We start from the raw sequence: 19,852 nt of genomic DNA, 5'->3' as shown, positions 1-19,852 counted from the left end.
ATACGAATAGCAAGCAAGGCGAACAGCTTGAAATGAGTCAGAGAGTGATGAACTGAACGATCAACAGAGAAACAGGTGCGGAAAGATGATTTTTGGTGCGGATAAGGAAAGCTATATGTTATCCATTTTAGCCGTATCAATATGAAATTAAGCCCGCAGGCTAATGCCTGGCGGGCCTGTTTGCTGATTACCTTAACGCTATCAGAACGGTCCCCACTTAATCGCTACGCCAATCAGCAGCATCACGACGCAGATGACGAACCACACAGCGATCACTGGCGCGACAAAGCGCAGCCATTTACCAAAGGGAACATTGGCGGTCGCCAGCACGGCCATTAATACCCCGGAGGTGGGGCTCATGCAGTTCACAATGCCTTCGCCCAGTAACACCGTTTGCACCATGACCTGACGCGTCAGTCCAAGGTTATCGCCCAGTGGAGAGAAAATCGGTATCAAAAGCGCCGATTCACCGGAACCGGATGAGATACCGAAGTGCATGACAGCGGCGCTGACAAACATACCCACCGCCGCGATAGAGGGCGGGATCGGTGCCAGTAAATCTGACAAGAAGCCAACAATCGGGTCAAGCACGTTGCCCTGCTGCAACACCAGCGAGATTGAGGAAGCCATACCGACAATAAATGCCCCTTTCACTAGCTTTGAACAGCCGCTCAAAAAGGTGTTAGCAATTTCAGAGCCGGACATGTGCCCAATCAGCCCAACCACAATCGAGAGCAGGATAAACATGGCAGACATCTCATCAGTTCCCCAATGAAACTGGATGGTGCCCGCGATAAACAGGATCAACGCCAGCGCGGTCGTTCCGAGAATCAGTTTATGACGTCCTGTAACCGCTTCAACAGGTTCATTGGTTGCCGTCAGATCGGGACGCAAATGGCCTTGCTTACGTGCTCGACGCACTGACCAAATCAGATAAACCACTGCCGTGATGATAAACATCAGGAAAGTCAGGCTGCGCAGCAACATGCCTGAAAACAGCGGAAGCTGAGCCAGGTGCTGCGTTAAACCGGTGGTGCCCGGATTCAAAATCGCCACGTTGAAGCCCGCCGCGCAGGTCAGATAAACCAGTGATGCGCCTAAAATTGGGGGTAAGCCCATGGATCGGGCGACAAGCAGGCCGATGGGTACAAAGGCAACCACGGCATTGACCACCACGCCAGTGGTGCCCAACAGAGCAAAGATGACGGCAAAGATCAGTACGATGCGCGTATCGCTTAACCGCGTGCTGCGCGACAGTGAGTTGAGCGCGGTGGCAATGGATCCCGTCGCTTCCACAACAGCAAGCACACCGCCGGTGAACAGGATCAGAAAGATGATCGAAGAGGACTTGACCATACCTTTGGCAATCGCCATAAAGATTTCAAGCGGAAAAACACCCGTTTGCGGTACCGCATGCAGGCTGTCTCTGACCGCAAATTTAATGCCATCACGCGTAACAAAATCGAATTTTCCCGCGGGGATCAACCAAGTTGCCACTGCCGCGATGACAAGGATGATAAACAGCAGAAGATAAGGGCTTTGCCCGCTGGATGGCACCGGCGCCTGAGCGGTTTCCTTATGAACGTTTACTTGTGACATGGCGTTTCTCCCTCAGGCAGCGCGTCACCGAGGATCATACCCGCCACCAGCGCTGCACGACTCGCAACGTTAGCAATCAGAATATGTTCATGACGCGCATGAATACCTGCGCCGGTTGCGCCTAATCCATCCAGCGTCGGTAAACCCATCGCCGCCGTGAAATTACCGTCGCTGCCGCCGCCAACCGCCTTGCCCTCAACGCTAAAACCAAGTGCTTGCGCCACGCGCTGTGCACGCTCCAGCATTTTCAGCGACGCAGGCGTCTGTTGCATAGGCGGGCGCGACTGCTCTCCGCTGACCTGTAACGTAATACCTGGGGTAAACGGCGTGATCTGCATGATTGCCTGATGGATACGTTGTGCTTCTTCTGCATGGGTGACGCGCGTGTCGATGCCCAGCACCGCTTTATCCGCCACGACATTGATACGGTTGCCACCGCTGGCAATACCCACATTTACCGTGGTGCCGCGTTCCGGGGCGTTGAGTCCATGCAAGAATAGAATTTGCTGCGCCATCTCCTGAACAGCACTGATACCCTCTTCCGGGTTGTTACCTGCGTGCGCCGCTAAGCCATTTATCGTGACGTCGTAACGTCCGGTACCCTTACGCGCAATTTTCAGCGCGCCACTGCCCGCTACCGCCGGTTCCACCACCAGCACCTGTGCTGAACCCTGCGCATGGCGTGCAATCCAGTCGCTGGAACTTACGCTGCCGATCTCCTCATCGCTGTTACAGAGGAAAACAATGCGCTGATCTTTAATAAGATCCCGTTGCGCTAATGCACGTACTGCCCAGATCGCCTGAATCAGGCCCGATTTCATATCCAGGATGCCAGGGCCGTAAAGTTTGCCATCCTCTTCACGCAGCGGCAGCTCACCGATATCCCACACGGTATCGAAATGGCCAAGAACGGTGGTTTGTGGTCCTTCGCTGCCCAACGTGAATTTGAGGTGATTACCCAGCTGATCCTGATGCTCAACGTCTGCGGTTATCCCCAGACGTTGCTGAAAAATGCTCTGCAGCACTTCACCACAACTGTCCACTGCGGTTTTATCCAACGAAGGCGACTCGGCCAAAACCAGTTTTTTAATATCTCCCAGAATCTCGTCGGCGTGTTGCTGCAAATACTCTTTTATATTTTTCATTTTTTACCCATCTGTCTTAAACGTCACTGGCAGTATGCGCAGAAATGAACACGTTAAAAAATGAGGAGTGAATGCTAATATTGTTGCCCTGAGAGCAACAGATAAGCTAAAAATATGACCTTATCGACATATCCAGAAAAATCCATAAGCTATTTATATGAAGTGGGTGTGCATGGCGGGATACGTCGGGCAGCGGATGCGTTGGGCATTAATCCGTCGGTGGTCAGCCGCCAACTTTCATTACTTGAGCGCAACTTGCAGCTGCCGCTGCTTGAAAGGCGCGGACGTAACGTAGTGTTGACCGAAGCTGGCAAATTGCTGGCAGAGGATTTTGCAAAAACGAACCAGCGTCGAAAGCAGCTTGAACGTCAGTTGCAGGATTTACGGCACATGCGCGGCGGTTCGATTACCGTGCGCATAGGGCAAGGCATGGTAGACGATGTCGTTAACCATGTGTTGAAAGCGTTCTCTGCCGCCTATCCTGGCGTGTTCGTGAATATGCTTTCCGGTGATATGCAGAGCACAGTGATGCTGATCGCCAAAGGTGAAGTGGATATGGCTGTGGGTTTTGGCCCAACCGGCCCGCCGGGCTTGAAGTGCCTGAGCATAAATCGTGGCCCCATCTGCGCCATTGTGCAGCGGGAACATCCGATTGCCCGCTTGTCTCAGGTGAGTGTTACCGAACTCGCTCAACATCGCTTAATCGCTATGAATGAGAGCTTTGGCCTGCAACGCTACATCAACGCCATCTTCAAAAGTGAAAGCGTCATTTTCACGCCCTCCTACAGTTGTAATCTCTTTTCCAGCGCGATTGCTTTGAGCAAGGCGGGATTAGGCATTGCGTTTATGACTGCGCAAGCTGTGCAAACGCCGTTACTGCAAGGTGAGCTGATTGCAATCCCCATTGATCATCGCATTGCACGTGAAAGCCAGTGTCATCTGCTGCGTAGCGCGGATCATCGTCTGACGCCCGCGGCACAATATTTTTGGCAGCTTTTGTGTAATTTCTTTAACGAGGCGGCAGACTCATAATTACCCTATCGAAATAAGCCAGCACGCAAAATAGAGCGCGGCTGGCGTATCAGACTACAGCCTGTGAAGTTGCATTTATTGCGTCAAACTTTGCGCTGCACGCTCAATCACTGCCGCAACTTTATCCGGCTGTGAGGCAAAAATTGCATGGCTGCCTTTAATTTCTACAGTATCGCTGTGGGCACGCTTAGCCATGTATCGTTCCAGTTCAGGATTAATAGTACGGTCTTGGGTAGCCACAATCGCCCAGCTCGGTTTAGTTTGCCAGGCTGGCTTGCCAGCAGGTGTCCCGAAGGCCGCTGCCGCAGGCATCACCTGAGATCGTGCCATCATATCCGTCTCTTTTTTGGGTAAGTCAGCGGCAAAATCAGCCTGGAATCTTTCCGGCTTAAGGTAGAGATAGTGATCGGGCGTTTCAACAATGGATTTATTCGCTGAAGGGATCTTGCTGGCAAGGCTCAGTAAGCTCTCTCCCGCGTCTGGCTGGAAAGCGGCGATATAAACCAACCCGGCAACCGAGGGATCATTGCCCGCATCGCTGATAATCATACCGCCATAACTGTGCCCAACCAGCAGCGATCTCCCTTTCTGTTGAGCCAAAATGCGTCGTGTCGCGGCCACATCATCAGCCAAAGACGTTTGCGGCTCTTGTACAATCGAAACCTTATAGCCTGCTTTATCAAGCGCACTTGCGACAGGTCCCCAACCTGAGCCGTCAGCAAAGGCACCGTGCACCAAAACAATGTTTTTTACCGGTTCAGCCATTGCACTTTGTGCTGATACAGACATAGCAAGGCTCAGCGCCAGTGCGCTTAATGTTTTCTTCATCATGGTTTTATTTTCTCATCAGAGTATAAAAATGGCCGCGACTGTTAGGCCGGTTTCCGATGCTGACATCGGCATCATCGCTTATGAATCAGAATGCTTGTTGGATTAAACGGCTAACCCACTTTTTGGTCTCTACGTCCGGGCTTCGAGGTACTGACAGGCCCACCGGCCTGCCACCACCAAAGTGATGCGAATTACTGCGTAAACTGTTTGATAAGCAGTTCTGCTGTCGCTTGTGAGGAGGTTGGATTCTGTCCAGTAATCAGCAGACCATCGCGGACAACATAAGAACTCCAGTCTTCACCCTTGGAATAAATGCCGCCTTTAGCAATAAGCTCATCTTCAACCAGGAACGGCACCACATTTGTCAGGCCTACCGCTTCTTCCTCGGTATTGGTAAATCCAGTGACTTTTTTACCTTCTACCAGCGGCTTGCCGGCTGGCGTTTTCACATGGCGAAGTACGCCTGGTGCATGACATACGAACGCAACAGGTTTGTTTGCCGCCACGAAGGACTCAATCAGCGCGACAGAGTCTTTATCTTCAGCAAGGTCCCATAATGGGCCGTGGCCACCAGGATAAAAAACGGTGTCGAAATCAGATTGCGAAACGCTGTCTAAACGGACGGTTGATGCGAGTTGGGCCATCGCTTCTGCGTCTGCTTCAAAGCGATGCGTTTGCTCAGTCTGGAAATCGGATTCATTGCTTTTTGGATCTAATGGCGGATTACCCCCTTTTGGGGAAGCCAAAGTAATTTCAGCACCGGCACTTTTGAATGCGTAGTAAGGAGCGGCCAGTTCTTCCAGCCAGAAACCGGTTTTACGGCCAGTGTTGCCGAGTACGTCGTGCGAGGTTAATACGATTAATACTTTCATGGTGTATCTCCTGATAGATTTTTGGGGTTGATTTAATTTTCAAGGTCACTTTTAAAGTAGACCGGTCGTCTTGAAATCTCTTTTAAAAAAACGCCGATAAGGCGTTTTCTTACGTTGCGTCTGCTCAGGCAGTCTGATTAAGCAGGCGCTGTGTTACCGTCATAGCCGATAATCAGCAAAGTAGTCGTCCGGCAGCACTTCACCTAAAGCATCTTTAGAACGGAGGTAGTTATAAAAGAACCTTTGGGCACAGATGCAGCTGTCAGGATCTCATTCAGTCCAACTGCGGAAACCCCTTTTGCGGCCATGATGCGGTATCCTGCATCAAGAATGCCCTGCCGCGTACCGCTATTATTCAGTGACAGTGTTTTGTTCATGGACTAACCTTAGCCTCAATTAGACCAGTCGTCTACCAATCTTTTCATTTATTTTTTAACGGTCTCTCTTGGTGGCCTCAAATCGGCAAAACCTCTCTTGGCTATGTCCGTCAATGGTGCGTGTTATGCACCAATAACGCGCTTTAAACCCCGAAAAAAATTTCCTGTCACGGCTTCCGCGTAATGTCCAAGCTGGCATAACTCCTGCATCAGCTTTCCAGGCTTGTATACAAGATCGCATAACGATCGATGACTTAGGAGAATGAATCTTGCGCAGGAATGATAAAGAGAATATCGATGCTAAGCGTCGCCAGATGATGAAATATTCAATGCTGGCTTTGGGGGGTGTTGCGCTCAGCGGCATGTTGGGAAGCCAACCTGCAATGGCGACCGATGATGAAATATTAATCGGGTACTGGCCTATTGTCGGCGGCTTGCCTTTATACACCGGTATTGAAAAAGGCTTTTTCAAGCAGGCTGGATTAAATGTCCGCGCTGTAAAATTTGCCAGTCCGCAGCAGGTCGTTGAAGCCATGATTACAGGACGCATCCATGGCTGCGCGAATGGAACCGCAACGGGTGCACTCGGCTTAGGCGCCATCACCAGCCCGGATCTGTTCAAAATTATCTGCTCAAATCCCTCCAATGAAAAAATGGTGTTAGATGAGTTTCTGGTGCCTGTCACTAGCACGGCTAAGTCGATTGCCGATTTAAAGGGGAAGCGCATAGCCAGTGGCCCCGGCATCCAAAATGTCACGATGGCGAAGATCATTCTGGAGAAAAATGGGTTTACCGATACCAAAATTATCGAGCTTCCCGTAGGTCAACATGCCCCTTCGTTAGCGGCGGGTCAGATCGACGGCGTCTATACGCTCGAACCCACCGGCACGGTTGCCCGCATGAAGGGAATCGGCAAGGTTCTTGAAACCGGCGTCATTTCTAAATATGTGTTGGGGGATGCCAGCGCACCGTGGTTTGGCGGCGCAGCGGCTTTGACCAGCAGCTTTATCAATGCCGATAAAGCGCGGGCAAAACAGGTTATTGACGCTTATGGCGAGGCGGTAACGTTTATTCAGCAACATCCTGACGAGGCTCGCCACTTTGTCGCCGGTTATACCGGCATTGAAGCCGCACTCGTGAAGGAAGTTCCGCTGCCCGGCTTTGTCATGTATGACCAACTTACTGGCGAAAACTTACAGTGGTTTCAGAAATTTTATGACGTCTTTACCGAGCGAAAAATTTTCAGCAAGCCGCTGCAAGTGGAATCATTGATTTATCGGGCTTAAGGAGAGGTAAGATGATTCAGACCTGGCGTCATAAGTTACTCCCGCTGGTTGGTCCGCTACTGCTATTCCTGTTGTGGCAGACGGCGGTCAGCGCTAAATGGCTCAACCCGGTTTTACTGCCTTCACCCGGTGATACGCTGCGCTATCTTTTTAGCGCACTGGCCGATGGCAGTATGAATCAAGATATTGGCGATACGTTATACCGCACGCTGATGGCGTTTGTGGTGGCTGCCGTTATTGGCGTGCCGTTAGGCGTGATGCTCGGTAGCAGCGAACGCCTCTATCGCAGCGTTGAGTTTCTGGTGGATTTTTTTCGATCCACGCCCTCTTCGGCTTTAATCCCCTTGTTTATGCTGATTTTTGGTATTACCGATACCAATAAAATTGCTATCGCAGCCTTTGCTGCGGTGCTGGTCATCCTGTTTAACAGCGCGTATGGCGTGATGAATGCTAAGAAGACGCGCATCATGGCGGCGCAGGTCATGGGTGTTTCACGCTGGCATGTGTTCAAAGACATTATGCTGATGGAAAGTCTGCCGCAGACTTTTGTCGGCTTGCGCACCGGCGTCTCAATGGCATTAGTGATTGTCATCGTTGCTGAGATGTTTATCGGCTCCGAAACGGGTCTCGGACATCGCATCATTGATGCTCAGCAGTTATTCAACATCCTGGATATGTACGCTTCGATCCTGATCACCGGTGCGTTTGGTTATCTACTGAATCTGGCTTTCCTGCTTATTGAGAAGCGTTGCGTACACTGGAGTGGCAAAGCATGAAAAATCCTCTTTATCCTCAGCCAAATACCCATGTCACGATTCGTGGGCTGGACAAAAACTTCGCCGGACAACCGCTGTACCACGATCTCAACCTCGATTTTCCTAAAGGAAAGATTGTGTCAATTTTTGGCCCAAACGGCTGCGGAAAATCGACCCTGATGAACATGATTGCCGGGTTGATACCGGTAGATCGCGGACAGATTCTGTTCGACGGGAAAACACTGGCGGAAACAGCCATCGGTTACGTTTTTCAAAACTATCGTGATGCGCTATTTCCCTGGTTAACAGCCTGGATCAACATCGCTTATCCGTTGAAACGCAGTGGCATGAAAGCGGATGCGGTGAAAAAGCGGGTGGCAGAACTGTCAGAAATGTTTGATATCCGCTTCGATCTACAGCGCTATCCTTATGAGCTGTCGGGCGGACAACAACAAACGGTCTGCATCATGCGTGCACTGGCGACGAAACCTGAAGTGATGTTTTTAGATGAGCCTTTCTCAGCGCTGGATTTTGAAATGACCCTGTTTATCCGCGACAAACTGCAGCAGATACAACTGGCTACTGGCGTTACCATGCTGATTGTCTCGCATGATTTGGAAGATGCGGTGTTTCTGGCAGATGAAATATTGCTATTAACCCGACGGCCTACGCGCGTAGCAGAGATCGTTCCGTTTGCATTGCCGCGTCCCCGCACAGCAGAGATGATGAGCCATCCCGAATTTATTCGGGTAAAAGCACATACGCTGGCAATATTTAAACGCGAAATGGCGGCTGTCTCAGCGGATTGAAGCTGGGAAAGAAAACAGGGTTGAAATCCAGCACCGCCATAAGGTTATAGACCGTGAAGTCATACCACTCGAGCGCAGTTCCTATTGAACGGGTCGCCGTAAGGGACCCGTTTAGCTAAATGAACAAGCCTTTCAGGTGTTCAAGCATGAACGTATTACGCTGCGCTACAAGCCGGACGAGTATCCTAATACTGCTGAGGTAATGGAAGCATTCGTGCACTGGAAGCGGGTGACGCCGAGGGTGCAGAGGAAGCGTCACGGATTCATATTTTGTCATTCAAATAAGCATTGCTTGTCAGTTGATTTTCTTAACGCTTACGCATATCCGGGAGGATTAAATCTCCACGCAGTACAGCGGATCCCAACATATCGTGCGTTTTGGTCGTCAGCCAGTTAACGATGCGTGATGCCATCGCATCCATTGAATATTCAATGGCGGGAATACCCGGCAGATTTACCGAGCCGGCCAAACTGAACACCATGATATCGGCAGGCACGGATTTATTGAACGCCTGCAACTGTGAAATCACGTTCTGCGCTTCTTGTTCGTTGGCCACCAGCAGCGCGTTGAAATTCAGGGTACTGGCATTGTTCAGCAGCATTTGAATAGCTACGGAGGAGGAGACCGGATCCATAATGACCAGATTGCGATTAAACGGCAGGAAATTCTTTTCCAGCGCCAGTTTGTAGCCCAATAATACCTGCTCGGCAGAGCCGCCCGCTTCAGGATGGATCAGCGCAATTTGGCGCTTACCTTGGTTGATCAGATAATTACAGGCCGTTTCCGCCGCAAAAGCGTGATCAAACTGAATGCTGTTTGGCCCTTCTGACTCAACACAGTCCACCAGAACCACGTTTTCATCATCAATATTCAGCGGAAAGCGTGCGCCTATAATCAGCACGTCATCGCACAGCCCGCAGCTGAGTTCATCCAACGCATTCATGATTTCTGTTTTGCTATTGGCGAAGCGCAATAAAAGATGTTTTTGATGCTGGCTTAACTGCTTTTCCAGCGCGTAAAGATAGGCGGTTGTCTGGTTGATATTTTCCTGCGCGCAAATAACGCCGATGCAGTGAGTGGTCTGACTGAACAGGGATTGTGCAATCACGTTGGGACGATATTTCAATTCATCGGCAGCTTTCAACACGGCAAGACGACTGGCTTCTTTCACGCCGCGTGAACCACTCAACACCCGTGAGACTGTGGCTTTTGACACCCCAGCCAAACGCGATACATCGTTGATAGTAGACATCTTTCTCCCCTGAAACCTGCGTATACCTTAAAATATGAATGCAAACGTTAGCGCATTTATTCACCGCAGAAAGTATAGCCATTTCCATTTATCATGGAAACCGATTTTCCATTTGGATACTTCTTCTATCCAATACAGCAGAAAATTTGTGACGCAAATCGTATAAAGAAACCCCTTAAAACTCAGATATTGATAAGTATCACAGTTCTCACTTCAATCTATGGAAACCGGTTTCCATATGATATCCAATCATCGCCACACTAACGCGTAAAACGTTGAGGATGGGATGGTGATGTACAAAATAATGTTGTGTTGCTCGGCAGGCATGTCCACCAGCATGCTGGTGCGAAAAATGACAGAAGTGGCTGCAGAAAGAGGCTTATCAGTTGAAATTAATGCATTTGGCATCGCGGAATTTGATGAACAGTTCCCGCGTTATCAGGTTGTGCTACTCGGGCCGCAAGTGAAATACATGCTGAAAACCCTGTCAGAAAAAGCGGCCACCCAAGGCATTCCCGTTCAGCCTATCGACATGATGGACTACGGTATGCAACGCGGTGACAAGGTCCTTGATTATGCTCTGTCGCTCATTGAAGCGGCTAACTAAATAGGTGCGCTTATGAGTTCGTTATATCAATCTATGATTGCGGTCATTGAGCAATCAATCACACCGTTAGCGGGTCGTCTTGGGCAACAGAAGTATGTCATTGCGATCCGCGATGGCTTTACTGCTGCGCTGCCGTTTATGATTATCGGCTCCTTCATGCTGGTTTTTATCTTCCCACCTTTCTCCGAAACCACCACCAACGGCTTTGCCCGTGCCTGGCTCGATTTTTCCACCACCTATCGCGAACAATTGATGCTGCCGTTTAATTTAAGCATGGGCGTAATGACGTTTTTTATCTCGGTTGGGATCGGCGCGAGTCTGGGTCGGCAATTTTCGCTCGATCCGGTGATGTCGGGCTTACTGGCATTTATGGCATTCTTGCTGGTGGCCGCGCCCTATTCTGACGGCACGATTTCCACACAATATCTTTCCGGGCAAGGGATTTTTACCGCGCTGATCACCTCCATTTACTCGACACGCATCTACGCCTGGCTCAAGCAAAACAACATCACCATTCGTTTACCCAAAGAGGTGCCGACCGGTGTTGCCCGTTCGTTTGAGATCCTGATCCCTGTCGTGGTGATTATTGGTACGCTGCATCCGCTTAACTTATTCATTGAAGCAAAAACCGGCATGATTATTCCGCAAGCCATCATGCACCTACTGGAGCCGCTGGTTTCTGCCTCAGATTCCCTGCCCGCTATTCTGCTCTCTGTGCTGCTGTGTCAGATATTCTGGTTCGCCGGTATTCACGGTGCGTTGATCGTCACTGGCATCATGAATCCCTTCTGGATGGCTAACTTATCCGCTAACCAGGCGGCTTTGGCCGCGGGAAGCGTACTGCCGCACATCTATCTGCAAGGCTTTTGGGATCACTTTCTGCTGATTGGCGGTGTGGGATCCACTCTGCCACTGGCTTTCCTGTTACTGCGCAGCCGCGCCACCCATCTCCGAACCATCGGCAAAATGGGCATCGTGCCAAGCTTCTTCAACATCAATGAACCGATCCTGTTCGGCGCGCCGATCATCATGAATCCGATGCTGTTTATCCCGTTCGTCTGTGTCCCGATGATCAACGCCGTGCTGGCCTACACCGCGACCAAGCTGGGCTGGCTGGCGCAAGTCGTTTCGCTCACGCCATGGACAACGCCAGCACCAATAGGCGCTTCGTGGGCGGCAAACTGGGCGATCAGCCCGGTAGTGATGTGCCTGATTTGCATGGTGATGTCAGCCCTGATGTACCTGCCTTTCCTGCGTGCTTACGAACGTTCACTGATGAAAACCGAAGAGCAGAAAGCGCAAAACAGTGGCCCGATTGCTGAAACCGTCGGCACGAATTGATGAGTCTGGAGAAGATCGTTATGAAATACGCATTTCCTGAAAATTTTTGGTGGGGCAGCGCCAGCTCTGCGTTACAGACTGAAGGCGACAGCCTGGCGGGTGGCAAAAGTGCCACCATCTGGGATGCCTGGTATGAACAGCAGCCCTGGCGCTTTCATCAAAACATCGGTCCGGCAGAGACCTCAACTTTTCATCAAAATTGGCAGCAAGACATTGCGTTGTTGAAGCAGCTTAATCACAACAGCTTTCGTACCTCGCTGAGCTGGTCTCGCCTAATCCCGGACGGCAGCGGTGAAGTGAACCCAGAAGCGGTCACATTTTACAATAACGTTATTGATGCGTTGCTGGCAAAAGGCATAAAACCTTTCATTACCCTTTTTCACTTCGATATGCCGATGGTGATGCAGGAAAAAGGGGGATGGGAAAACCGAGAAGTTGTCGCTGCATTCAGCCGTTATGCACAAATCTGTTTTGACCTTTTTGGTGATCGGGTGATGCATTGGTTCACCTTTAATGAGCCAATTGTCCCGGTTGAAGGGGGTTATCTTTACGACTTCCACTATCCCAATGTGGTCGACTTTAAACGTGCGGCAACGGTGGCCTATCACACGGTATTGGCTCATGCGTTGGCCGTGCGGGCCTATCGAGCTGGGCATTACAACGGCGAAATTGGCATCGTTCTGAACCTGACACCCTCTTATCCCCGTTCTCAGCATCCGGCCGATATCACCGCGGCCCATCACGCTGCTCTGTTATTCAACCGCAGCTTTCTCGATCCGGTCTTGCGCGGTGAATATCCTGCCGACCTGGTCGCACTGCTCCGTCAGTACGATCAACTTCCTGTCACGCTTCCGGGCGATCATGCGTTAATTGCAGAAGGTAAAATTGACCTGCTGGGCGTGAATTACTACCAACCCCGTCGGGTAAAATGCCGTGACAGTGCGGTAAATCCCGCCGCCCCGTTTATGCCTGAATGGTTTTTTGAAAATTACGAAATGCCGGGCCGGAAAATGAACCCCTATCGTGGCTGGGAAATTTATGAACCTGGCATATATGACATTCTGACTAATTTACGGATTAACTACGGTAATCCCCGCTGTTTTATTTCTGAAAATGGTATGGGCGTTGAAAATGAGCAGCGGTTTGTGCAAGAAGGAATAATAAACGACCAATACCGTATTGAATTTATTGCCGAGCATCTTAAATGGTTGCACAAAGGAATAAGCGAAGGCGCCAACTGTCTTGGTTATCACATGTGGACTTTTATTGATAACTGGTCATGGTGCAACGGTTATAAAAATCGCTACGGCTTTGTGCAGCTCGATTTAAGTACTCAGCAGCGCACGGTGAAAAAGAGCGGTGAATGGTTTGCCGCGACGTCAGCAAATAATGGCTTCAATGAGCAGGAGTAAAGAGAATGGTTGATTTAGAAGAGGCGGTGATGGAAATCATCGTGAACTCAGGACAGTCACGCAGTTTGTGCTTCGAGGCCTTGCAGGCTGCGCGTCAGGGCAGTATTGATGAAGCGCACAAGCTGCTTAAAGAGTCGGATACTTTCGCGCGTCAGGCACACAAAATGCAAACCAAATTAATCGAGCAGGATGCCGGCGAAGCGAAGCAGCCGATGACGTTAATTATGGTGCATGCTCAGGATCACTTAATGACGTCGATGTTAGCGCGTGAACTTTCTGCTGAGATTATTCATCTTTATCAGCGTTAAATTATTATTAACGAGTCGGAGTAATAAACAGAATTCAATCTTAAATAAGACCTACCTCTGTAAATAAAAAATAAAACCGCTCTCCTGGTCGACGGCACACTATTGTGCCGCGTTCAGCGAGAACGTTATTGTCTGAAAATAACTGACTATATTGAGACAACAATGAAAACAAATAAAAAGCTTCCAGCCTCGCTGCTGGTTATGGCTTCGCTTTGCTCTGGATCTGTGTTTGCACAAGAATTTACTCAGGAACAAATTGACGCCATCGTGGCAAAAGCGGTCGATAAAGCGCTTACGGAACGGCAGGCAAAAATTGATGCGGCCGTGAACAAACAAGCTGACGTTATCAACGAGCCACAAAGCACAGCACAATCCCCCGATATGGCGATCCCTTTTGGGGTGAAATTTACCGGCTACGCCCGTTACGGCGCGCACTTCCAGAGTGGCGATCAGAAATACGTGGGTGTAGATGGCTCATACAATGGTGCTTCTGCTATTGGTCGTTTGGGCAATGAAGGTAACGGCGGTGAATTTCAACTTTCCAAAGCGTTTAAAGGCGATAACGGCGCGATTTGGGACATTAACGTCATGATCGATCACTGGGGCGATGAGGTGAACCTTAAAAAAGCCTATGCTGGTGTGACCAATATTCTCGCCTCCAATCCTAATGCTTATCTTTGGGCGGGCCGCGACTTTCATCAACGACCACAGCAAGGTATCAACGACTATTTTTGGATGAACCATGATGGCCAAGGTGCTGGCGTCAAAGACTTTGATATTGGTGGCGTAAAGTTTGACGTCGCCGCTGTCGCTGCCGTTGAATCTTGTAGCCCGGAAGTGATGGATGATGAAGCGAATCCCTCACGCATTACTTGTACCGGCGGCTCGGGAACGGGCGACAAAGGTAATTATGCGTTGACCTCAAAAATTCACGGTATGAAGGTTGGCCCGCTGGATTTGGAGATTTACGCAAACTACGGATTTGACTCAAAAGCCGTTGAGAGCGAAGAGCGCAGTAAAGCCTGGCAAGGCGCTTTTGTATTGAGCCACACCGGCGATAAAGGCGTTAACAAAGTGATCGCCCGCTACTCTGACAACTCTGATAACAGCGTTTACAGCAAAACCGATGAATTAAAAACGATTTATGCCAGCTTCGAAGGTAATTATAAGTTCACTCAACAGGCACAAGTTGAATATCTCCTCGCCTTCCATGATTACGACAATGATGCTGATAACACCGATAATCGCAAAAACTACGGTGCCATTGTTCGTCCGATGTACTGGTGGAATGATGTTCACTCCACCTGGCTGGAAGCGGGTTATCAGCGCGTTGATTACGATATGGGTGGTGATAACCATGGCTGGAAGCTGACGCTATCGCAAAACATTTCGATTGCGATGGGACCAGAATTCCGCCCAATGCTGCGGTTCTACGTCACCGGCGGCGAAGTGGATAACAAACGCACGGCGCGCGTGAATGGCAGCGATGACGATACACAACTCGACTCGTTGAACGTCGGTGCGATGTGGGAAGCCTGGTTCTAATCAAGGTATAAGAGACGGGCAGCATCTGAGATGTTGCTGCCTGCACTTTCTGGAGAGTATTTCAACCCGATACCGGAGAAACGGTTCGATGAGGATGGTCGCATGAAGCCTTCACCGTATTACTACCGCATCGTGGACGTGATGGAGGAACTGATGAAGTTCGTTCTGCTGACGCGTGGGCGCATTGACTAACTGACCGACCGCTACAGCGAGAGGAAGGAGAGTGCCGCGCAGCAGTAGTAAGTGAAGAAAGCAGACCGTGAGACAGCGCTTTGGAGAGAGGAAGCGCTGGCGAAATAACCGGTACGTCAGCCCCTGCTTTTCCGGGGAAAAGCCGTATCGCCGGGCGACCCTACTTACCGGTGCAGTTAGAGTGTGAAATCGACGTGCTCGCCACCGGGCATATTGACACCGATAGTTAGCTGGCCGCCGAGCGCTTCAACGTATCGTTTGAGCGTCGCGATTTTCAGATCCTCGCCGCGTCCCTCAATAGCCGCAACGGAAGGTTGTGCTATCCCCATAGCTTCTGCCTGCTGCTTCTGCGTTTTAGCCAGCGCCTCGCGAAGTTTATACAGCTGAGAATCAAGCCGCATTTCTGCGACTTTATCATTTACCTGAGTCAGTTCTTCGGGCGTCAAATCAGCCATCAGATCATCCAGCGTTTTCATTTTCCACTCCGTTTGAGTTGGTCCAGGTGTCGGTGATACTCGCTTTCAGCCGTTTTAATCATAGTTTTGTAGAAACGCTTTTCGTCAGCGCCTTCTTTGTTACCCGCGCATAGGATGATGGCTTTGCGCAGCGGGTCGAAAACAAAGAATCCTCTTACAGGTCGGCCATTGCTTTGAACTCTGAGTTCTTTCATGTTTGGGGTCTTTGAGCCGTACAGCGTATCGACATGCGGCCGTCCGAGATGAGGGCCTTCCTGCTTCAGAAGATTCAGTGCGGCAATCACATCCAGCTGCATTGCTTTGTCCTGCTCTTTCAGCCATTCAGCGAACAAATCCGTGGTTTCAATAATCCACACAGGCTCACCTTTATAAATTACAATCTATATAGCATATATATTACAGTCTATATTTTCAATGCTATTTGCTATCAGTTTGGCAGGTAATGCCTGACTTTATCGCTGTAGGGATCTGTTACTGATCTGAACAGCTCAGAGCCGCCTTACTACCCAATCCAGCTGGCGTGGAAACCTCATGCGTCATTGCCGCCCCTGCACCTCAGCAGCCGAATCTTTTTGTGGCCACTGAACGCGCTGCTGCTGGCCACTGCAGGAGATGATCTGAAAGTGCGCCACCTGATCCGGCAACGCCGGGGAATTGGAGGAGCTATAAAATTAAGGTATTAATGTCCGCTTTGTGCCAGACGCGGACGTTCGGCAAAATGATCATCACCTTTTGAAAATGCTTTATTCTTAATATAATGAAAAGTAGCTTCCTTAAGTCACTTGACCATAATACCAGCGTTCTCCCGTGAACCATTCATCCCGGTCCTCGCTTCCATAATATTCGAGTGTGATACCTATTTCCTGTACATTCGCTGGCAGTATGAGCCCCCATTCAACAGCAAGGCTGCGCTTTTTGATTAAAGTAGAAGCACCATTTTCAGAACGATTTTCAGTTATGAAGCCTTGATAATAGTCTTCCGAGCGATAAAGACAGACCTCGCTCGTAAACATATCCGGAAGGCATACAACAGCAGTAATCCGAGGGCTGTAATTCATACCAACAGTTGCCGTTATGAGATTTGAACATGCGTTAATTAAAGCTTGCGCACAAGCTGCTTTGGTTTTAAGCGTGCTGTACTTCCCCGCAACAAGATTGATCTCTACTGGGATTTTGAAATTCTAGTAATGTTCATCTTCTGCAAACACGCTACGTTCAGGGCTATGAAAAGTACCAGCCCAACGGTTGAGAGCTTTTATGCGTCGGGGAATATTTCTGACTTTAGTTCGATGATCTCTGTTAAGTCGTCTGCTCATAAATAATTTATTTGTTTTCTGCTCAAACGGTTCACGCTGTGCCCCTGCAAAGGAACATTCTATCCTAAGTTATTCAGCTTATCGTTACGTCTGCAATTTAACGCACCGTTATTGACTTAAGAGAATGTAAGTCCGCTTTTCGCTCATGGCGGACTTTTCCCAGACTTAACAGTTACATAACCCCTCTTCCGCTACTTTCAGCAGATCGCTCGCTTTCCATTTTTTCGCCCTTATTTGAGGCTATAAGACTAACTGGCGCGGCCAGATTCAGGGCTGGTACTTGCCGTTGCCATCAGCCCCCAGCCGTTAGGCCCGAAACTCCGCTTCTGGCGGTCTGCCGGTTAGCGCAATTGAGCTGACAACCCGACTCTGCCGGGGAGTCGAGGGGGCTAGCGGGAGTTTGATGCTAATGGCCGCTATGTGCCCGAAGTAGAAATTGTTGGAAACAACGAGTATTGACCATAAGGAACTGCCCATCGGCCAGATGCCTGGTTTAAACTCCTCATCCCCGCATTATCATATTCATTTCGTAACGGAAGGCAGCAAGCCCGATTGTGCATATCCTTCAATAATTTCGTCAAAGAGGTGAATATCGTTCCGGCTTCTGGCCATTAGCTGTGCGCCGGCAATAGCGGAAAAAATAGCACGCGCGCGTTTTTCCCCGTCTTCAGCACTGGCGATACCTGCTTCCTGAAGCTGCGTATTCAACCACACCACATTCACGTCAGCGAATTTCTGTATCTCTTTTTTCACCGGCTCCGGCAGATCATCATACTCAGCAGCCATAAAGCTGCCCATACATAGCCGGTTCTGGCTTTCAAGCGAGCGGCGAAATATATGCGGATAACGAATCAGACTTTTAAGTGCATTGCCCTCTGCTTCACGTATTGCTTCGAGGTCGTGCGCCGTGTCCTCCCAGTAGCGCTGTGCAACCGCTGCACCTAACTCCGCTTTGCCGGGAAAATGATAATAAATGCTTGCGGCTTTGATACCGACCTCATCAGCCAGGCCGCGAATATTCAGCCCGGTGTAACCATGAGCCTGTGCCGCCAGGCGGGCTGCTTTTAATATTTCGTCTTTAGATGTCTTGCTCATCATGTCTCTCCTGAAGAATACGCCTTAATTCTAACATGTGTTAGGTAGGTGTTGACAGGGTAAATTTATGCGCCTACTGTTTACCTACCAAACGTTAGTTAGATAAGGCGATGATCATCATGAGCAAAGATATTTTTTATTCAGACGCAACCCAACTGGCCGCAATGATTCGCAGTCGTGAAATCTCACCTGTTGAAGTTATGCAGGCGCACATTGACCGTATCGAAGCGATAAACCCAGAGGTTAATGCCATTGTGACAATGGCAAATGATGCAATGAAACATGCTGTTGCAGCGGAAGCCGCAGTGATGAGAGGAGACGATCTCGGTCCCCTGCATGGCGTTCCCTTCACGGTGAAAGATTCGATAGATACGGCCGACGTACTGACACAGCGTGGCTCCCCTATTTTTAAAAATCGTCTTCCTGATAAGGATGCTACCAGCGTGGCGCGTCTCAAAAATGCAGGTGGCATCCTGCTTGCGAAAACCAACCTGCCGGAATTTTCATACTGGATTGAGAGCGATAATCTGCTTTCCGGTCGATCCAATAACCCATGGGACCTGACACGCACGCCCGGTGGCTCCAGCGGGGGCGAATCAGCCGCTATTGCTGCAGGAATGTCTCCGCTTGGGCTGGGTACAGACCTGGCCATTTCAGTGCGCGGACCGGCTGCGCAGACTGGGATCACGTCCATGAAAGCAACGCACGGTAGCGTGCCCATGACGGGCATTTGGCCGCGTGCCCCCCGCCGGTTCTGGCATGTGGGTCCTATGGCCCGTTCTGTGCGCGATATTGCCCTGGCCTTCTCACAACTGTCTGGGCCGGACGGGCACGATGCTTTTTCCAGCAATGCGCCGGTTTACCCAGATGGACTGTCGTTTGCATCATTACGTCCGCTTCGTATTGGCTGGATGACCGGTCCGGGCTTTGGTCCTGTTGACCCTGAAGTGGCAGCAATAGTCAGGTCAGCAGCTGAAGCGTTACAGAGACCCGGCGTGGTTGTGGAGCACGTGAGTATCCCGGCGCTGGAGCAGGATTTTGCGCTGGATGTCTTCAACCGGATACACGTCATGGAAATGAAGCCTGCATTTGCGGCAGCAACAGCAGGTCATAGCCCTGATGAGCTTTATAAGATGGCCAAAACTATGCTGTCACTGCCAGACACTTCCATGTCTGATTTTATTGATGCGGAGCAGGCAGCAGAAAGGCTGCGAGATGGTTTTGCAAAGTATTTTTCTCAGTATGATGCGCTTATAACGCATGTTCTTCCTATCCCGGCACACAAACATGGTGTTGATCGATTTGTTATTGACGGCAAAGAAGTTGATGCAACTTATCTTCAGGGTGCCACGGTCCCACTTAACGTAACGGGATTACCTGGTATAGCGCTTCCGTTCGGAAAAAGCCGTGAGGGAATGCCAGTTAACGTTCAGATTGTTGGCAAATGGCATGCAGAGAGAACCCTTCTACATATCGCATCCCTGCTTGAAGAAGTCAGCCCGGTAAAAGGGGCACATCCGTCGTTATAAAATGGCTAAAGGTCTCACGAAGTATCGTGGGGCCTAATCAGCTCATGCTCACAGAGACGCTATCAATCAAGG

The 19,852-nt window shown here is 50.0% G+C and carries 20 protein-coding genes and 1 pseudogene; 11 read left to right on the top strand and 10 right to left on the bottom strand.

Features of this window, described 5'->3' with window-relative positions:
* Positions 1-201: 201 nt before the first annotated feature.
* Positions 202-1,599, bottom strand: a complete 1,398-nt coding sequence (locus tag ACF2G4_RS21620; protein WP_409076232.1) for a YfcC family protein — start codon at positions 1,597-1,599, stop codon at positions 202-204.
* Positions 1,587-2,744 (bottom strand): M20 family metallopeptidase, encoded by a 1,158-nt coding sequence (locus ACF2G4_RS21615; RefSeq protein ID WP_243079494.1) that lies wholly within the window; start codon positions 2,742-2,744, stop codon positions 1,587-1,589. The genes ACF2G4_RS21620 and ACF2G4_RS21615 overlap by 13 nt, the downstream gene beginning before the upstream one ends.
* A 114-nt stretch (positions 2,745-2,858) precedes the next feature.
* Here ACF2G4_RS21615 and ACF2G4_RS21610 point away from each other — a divergent pair, with 114 nt between their 5' ends.
* Positions 2,859-3,776: a LysR family transcriptional regulator gene (locus tag ACF2G4_RS21610; RefSeq protein WP_409076231.1), complete on the top strand. Its 918-nt coding sequence runs from the start codon at positions 2,859-2,861 to the stop codon at positions 3,774-3,776.
* 75 nt (positions 3,777-3,851) lie between these two features.
* On the opposite strand, the gene ACF2G4_RS21605 is transcribed toward ACF2G4_RS21610, so the two are convergent.
* From ACF2G4_RS21605 to ACF2G4_RS21595, 3 genes are all read right to left on the bottom strand, one after another.
* Entirely contained in the window at positions 3,852-4,607 is a 756-nt protein-coding gene (locus tag ACF2G4_RS21605; protein ID WP_215844769.1) for an alpha/beta hydrolase, read from the bottom strand.
* A 191-nt stretch (positions 4,608-4,798) separates the two neighbouring features.
* Positions 4,799-5,479: a type 1 glutamine amidotransferase domain-containing protein gene (locus ACF2G4_RS21600; protein ID WP_409076230.1), complete on the bottom strand. Its 681-nt coding sequence runs from the start codon at positions 5,477-5,479 to the stop codon at positions 4,799-4,801.
* Positions 5,480-5,682: 203 nt separating this feature from the next.
* Entirely contained in the window at positions 5,683-5,856 is a 174-nt protein-coding gene (locus ACF2G4_RS21595; protein ID WP_409076229.1) for a hypothetical protein, read from the bottom strand.
* Positions 5,857-6,170: 314 nt separating this feature from the next.
* Between ACF2G4_RS21595 and ACF2G4_RS21590 the strand changes: the two genes are divergently transcribed.
* The 3 genes from ACF2G4_RS21590 to ACF2G4_RS21580 are packed head-to-tail and all read left to right on the top strand — an operon-like array spanning position 6,171 to position 8,706.
* Positions 6,171-7,142 carry an ABC transporter substrate-binding protein gene (locus ACF2G4_RS21590; protein ID WP_409076455.1) on the top strand — a complete coding sequence of 324 codons (972 nt, stop codon included), beginning with the start codon at positions 6,171-6,173 and terminating at the stop codon, positions 7,140-7,142.
* A gap of 11 nt (positions 7,143-7,153) precedes the next feature.
* On the top strand, positions 7,154-7,918 hold the full coding sequence (locus tag ACF2G4_RS21585) for an ABC transporter permease (RefSeq protein WP_243079497.1): 765 nt from the start codon (positions 7,154-7,156) through the stop codon (positions 7,916-7,918).
* Positions 7,915-8,706, top strand: coding sequence for an ABC transporter ATP-binding protein (locus ACF2G4_RS21580; protein WP_409076228.1), 792 nt, complete (start codon positions 7,915-7,917; stop codon positions 8,704-8,706). Before ACF2G4_RS21585 ends, ACF2G4_RS21580 begins: the two co-directional genes overlap by 4 nt.
* Before the next feature lie 308 nt (positions 8,707-9,014).
* Here the strand turns inward: ACF2G4_RS21580 and ACF2G4_RS21575 are convergent, their stop codons facing one another.
* Positions 9,015-9,959: a LacI family DNA-binding transcriptional regulator gene (locus ACF2G4_RS21575; protein ID WP_215844767.1), complete on the bottom strand. Its 945-nt coding sequence runs from the start codon at positions 9,957-9,959 to the stop codon at positions 9,015-9,017.
* Between the two features lie 292 nt (positions 9,960-10,251).
* On the opposite strand from ACF2G4_RS21575, the gene ACF2G4_RS21570 reads away from it, so the two are divergent.
* From ACF2G4_RS21570 to ACF2G4_RS21545, 6 genes and pseudogenes are all read left to right on the top strand, one after another.
* On the top strand, positions 10,252-10,566 hold the full coding sequence (locus tag ACF2G4_RS21570; RefSeq protein WP_332626079.1) for a PTS sugar transporter subunit IIB: 315 nt from the start codon (positions 10,252-10,254) through the stop codon (positions 10,564-10,566).
* Between the two features lie 12 nt (positions 10,567-10,578).
* A complete protein-coding gene (locus ACF2G4_RS21565; protein WP_215844765.1) occupies positions 10,579-11,907 on the top strand; it encodes a PTS sugar transporter subunit IIC in 1,329 nt (442 codons plus the stop codon).
* Positions 11,908-11,927: 20 nt separating this feature from the next.
* Entirely contained in the window at positions 11,928-13,319 is a 1,392-nt protein-coding gene (locus ACF2G4_RS21560) for a glycoside hydrolase family 1 protein (protein ID WP_409076227.1), read from the top strand.
* Positions 13,320-13,324: 5 nt separating this feature from the next.
* The gene (locus tag ACF2G4_RS21555) at positions 13,325-13,627 is read left to right on the top strand and encodes a PTS lactose/cellobiose transporter subunit IIA (RefSeq protein WP_215844764.1); all 303 of its coding nucleotides are present in this window, start codon (positions 13,325-13,327) and stop codon (positions 13,625-13,627) included.
* Between the two features lie 162 nt (positions 13,628-13,789).
* Positions 13,790-15,172 (top strand): carbohydrate porin, encoded by a 1,383-nt coding sequence (locus ACF2G4_RS21550; protein WP_409076226.1) that lies wholly within the window; start codon positions 13,790-13,792, stop codon positions 15,170-15,172.
* Positions 15,173-15,250: 78 nt separating this feature from the next.
* Positions 15,251-15,361 (top strand): annotated as a pseudogene (locus tag ACF2G4_RS21545) (arsenical resistance protein ArsH); the annotation flags it as partial.
* A 179-nt stretch (positions 15,362-15,540) separates the two neighbouring features.
* Here ACF2G4_RS21545 and ACF2G4_RS21540 read toward each other — a convergent pair.
* From ACF2G4_RS21540 to ACF2G4_RS21525, 4 genes are all read right to left on the bottom strand, one after another.
* On the bottom strand, positions 15,541-15,840 hold the full coding sequence (locus ACF2G4_RS21540; RefSeq protein ID WP_071668522.1) for an XRE family transcriptional regulator: 300 nt from the start codon (positions 15,838-15,840) through the stop codon (positions 15,541-15,543).
* Positions 15,837-16,196 (bottom strand): type II toxin-antitoxin system RelE/ParE family toxin, encoded by a 360-nt coding sequence (locus ACF2G4_RS21535; protein WP_332626306.1) that lies wholly within the window; start codon positions 16,194-16,196, stop codon positions 15,837-15,839. The genes ACF2G4_RS21540 and ACF2G4_RS21535 overlap by 4 nt, the downstream gene beginning before the upstream one ends.
* A gap of 417 nt (positions 16,197-16,613) precedes the next feature.
* Positions 16,614-17,000 carry a DUF3916 domain-containing protein gene (locus tag ACF2G4_RS21530; protein ID WP_409076454.1) on the bottom strand — a complete coding sequence of 129 codons (387 nt, stop codon included), beginning with the start codon at positions 16,998-17,000 and terminating at the stop codon, positions 16,614-16,616.
* 678 nt (positions 17,001-17,678) lie between these two features.
* Complete coding sequence (locus ACF2G4_RS21525) at positions 17,679-18,251, bottom strand: TetR/AcrR family transcriptional regulator (RefSeq protein ID WP_332626406.1); 573 nt, start codon at positions 18,249-18,251, stop codon at positions 17,679-17,681.
* Between the two features lie 119 nt (positions 18,252-18,370).
* On the opposite strand from ACF2G4_RS21525, the gene ACF2G4_RS21520 reads away from it, so the two are divergent.
* Positions 18,371-19,780, top strand: a complete 1,410-nt coding sequence (locus tag ACF2G4_RS21520; protein ID WP_409076435.1) for an amidase — start codon at positions 18,371-18,373, stop codon at positions 19,778-19,780.
* Positions 19,781-19,852 lie beyond the last annotated feature (72 nt).

This window comes from Pantoea phytostimulans, from assembly GCF_046118715.1.
Taxonomy (GTDB): Bacteria; Pseudomonadota; Gammaproteobacteria; order Enterobacterales; family Enterobacteriaceae; genus Pantoea; species Pantoea phytostimulans.
Note: the sequence above shows the minus strand (reverse complement) of the source record. Positions and strands in the feature narration are given on the sequence as shown.

Bases quoted from the DNA above. Each gene is read 5' to 3' on its own strand.
- ACF2G4_RS21620 (WP_409076232.1), bottom strand. From the start codon at position 1,599: ATGTCACAAGTAAACGTTCATAAGGAAACCGCTCAGGCGCCGGTGCCA.
- ACF2G4_RS21615 (WP_243079494.1), bottom strand. From the start codon at position 2,744: ATGAAAAATATAAAAGAGTATTTGCAGCAACACGCCGACGAGATTCTG.
- ACF2G4_RS21610 (WP_409076231.1), top strand. From the start codon at position 2,859: ATGACCTTATCGACATATCCAGAAAAATCCATAAGCTATTTATATGAA.
- ACF2G4_RS21605 (WP_215844769.1), bottom strand. From the start codon at position 4,607: ATGATGAAGAAAACATTAAGCGCACTGGCGCTGAGCCTTGCTATGTCT.
- ACF2G4_RS21600 (WP_409076230.1), bottom strand. From the start codon at position 5,479: ATGAAAGTATTAATCGTATTAACCTCGCACGACGTACTCGGCAACACT.
- ACF2G4_RS21595 (WP_409076229.1), bottom strand. From the start codon at position 5,856: ATGAACAAAACACTGTCACTGAATAATAGCGGTACGCGGCAGGGCATT.
- ACF2G4_RS21590 (WP_409076455.1), top strand. From the start codon at position 6,171: ATGATGAAATATTCAATGCTGGCTTTGGGGGGTGTTGCGCTCAGCGGC.
- ACF2G4_RS21585 (WP_243079497.1), top strand. From the start codon at position 7,154: ATGATTCAGACCTGGCGTCATAAGTTACTCCCGCTGGTTGGTCCGCTA.
- ACF2G4_RS21580 (WP_409076228.1), top strand. From the start codon at position 7,915: ATGAAAAATCCTCTTTATCCTCAGCCAAATACCCATGTCACGATTCGT.
- ACF2G4_RS21575 (WP_215844767.1), bottom strand. From the start codon at position 9,959: ATGTCTACTATCAACGATGTATCGCGTTTGGCTGGGGTGTCAAAAGCC.
- ACF2G4_RS21570 (WP_332626079.1), top strand. From the start codon at position 10,252: ATGTACAAAATAATGTTGTGTTGCTCGGCAGGCATGTCCACCAGCATG.
- ACF2G4_RS21565 (WP_215844765.1), top strand. From the start codon at position 10,579: ATGAGTTCGTTATATCAATCTATGATTGCGGTCATTGAGCAATCAATC.
- ACF2G4_RS21560 (WP_409076227.1), top strand. From the start codon at position 11,928: ATGAAATACGCATTTCCTGAAAATTTTTGGTGGGGCAGCGCCAGCTCT.
- ACF2G4_RS21555 (WP_215844764.1), top strand. From the start codon at position 13,325: ATGGTTGATTTAGAAGAGGCGGTGATGGAAATCATCGTGAACTCAGGA.
- ACF2G4_RS21550 (WP_409076226.1), top strand. From the start codon at position 13,790: ATGAAAACAAATAAAAAGCTTCCAGCCTCGCTGCTGGTTATGGCTTCG.
- ACF2G4_RS21540 (WP_071668522.1), bottom strand. From the start codon at position 15,840: ATGAAAACGCTGGATGATCTGATGGCTGATTTGACGCCCGAAGAACTG.
- ACF2G4_RS21525 (WP_332626406.1), bottom strand. From the start codon at position 18,251: ATGAGCAAGACATCTAAAGACGAAATATTAAAAGCAGCCCGCCTGGCG.
- ACF2G4_RS21520 (WP_409076435.1), top strand. From the start codon at position 18,371: ATGAGCAAAGATATTTTTTATTCAGACGCAACCCAACTGGCCGCAATG.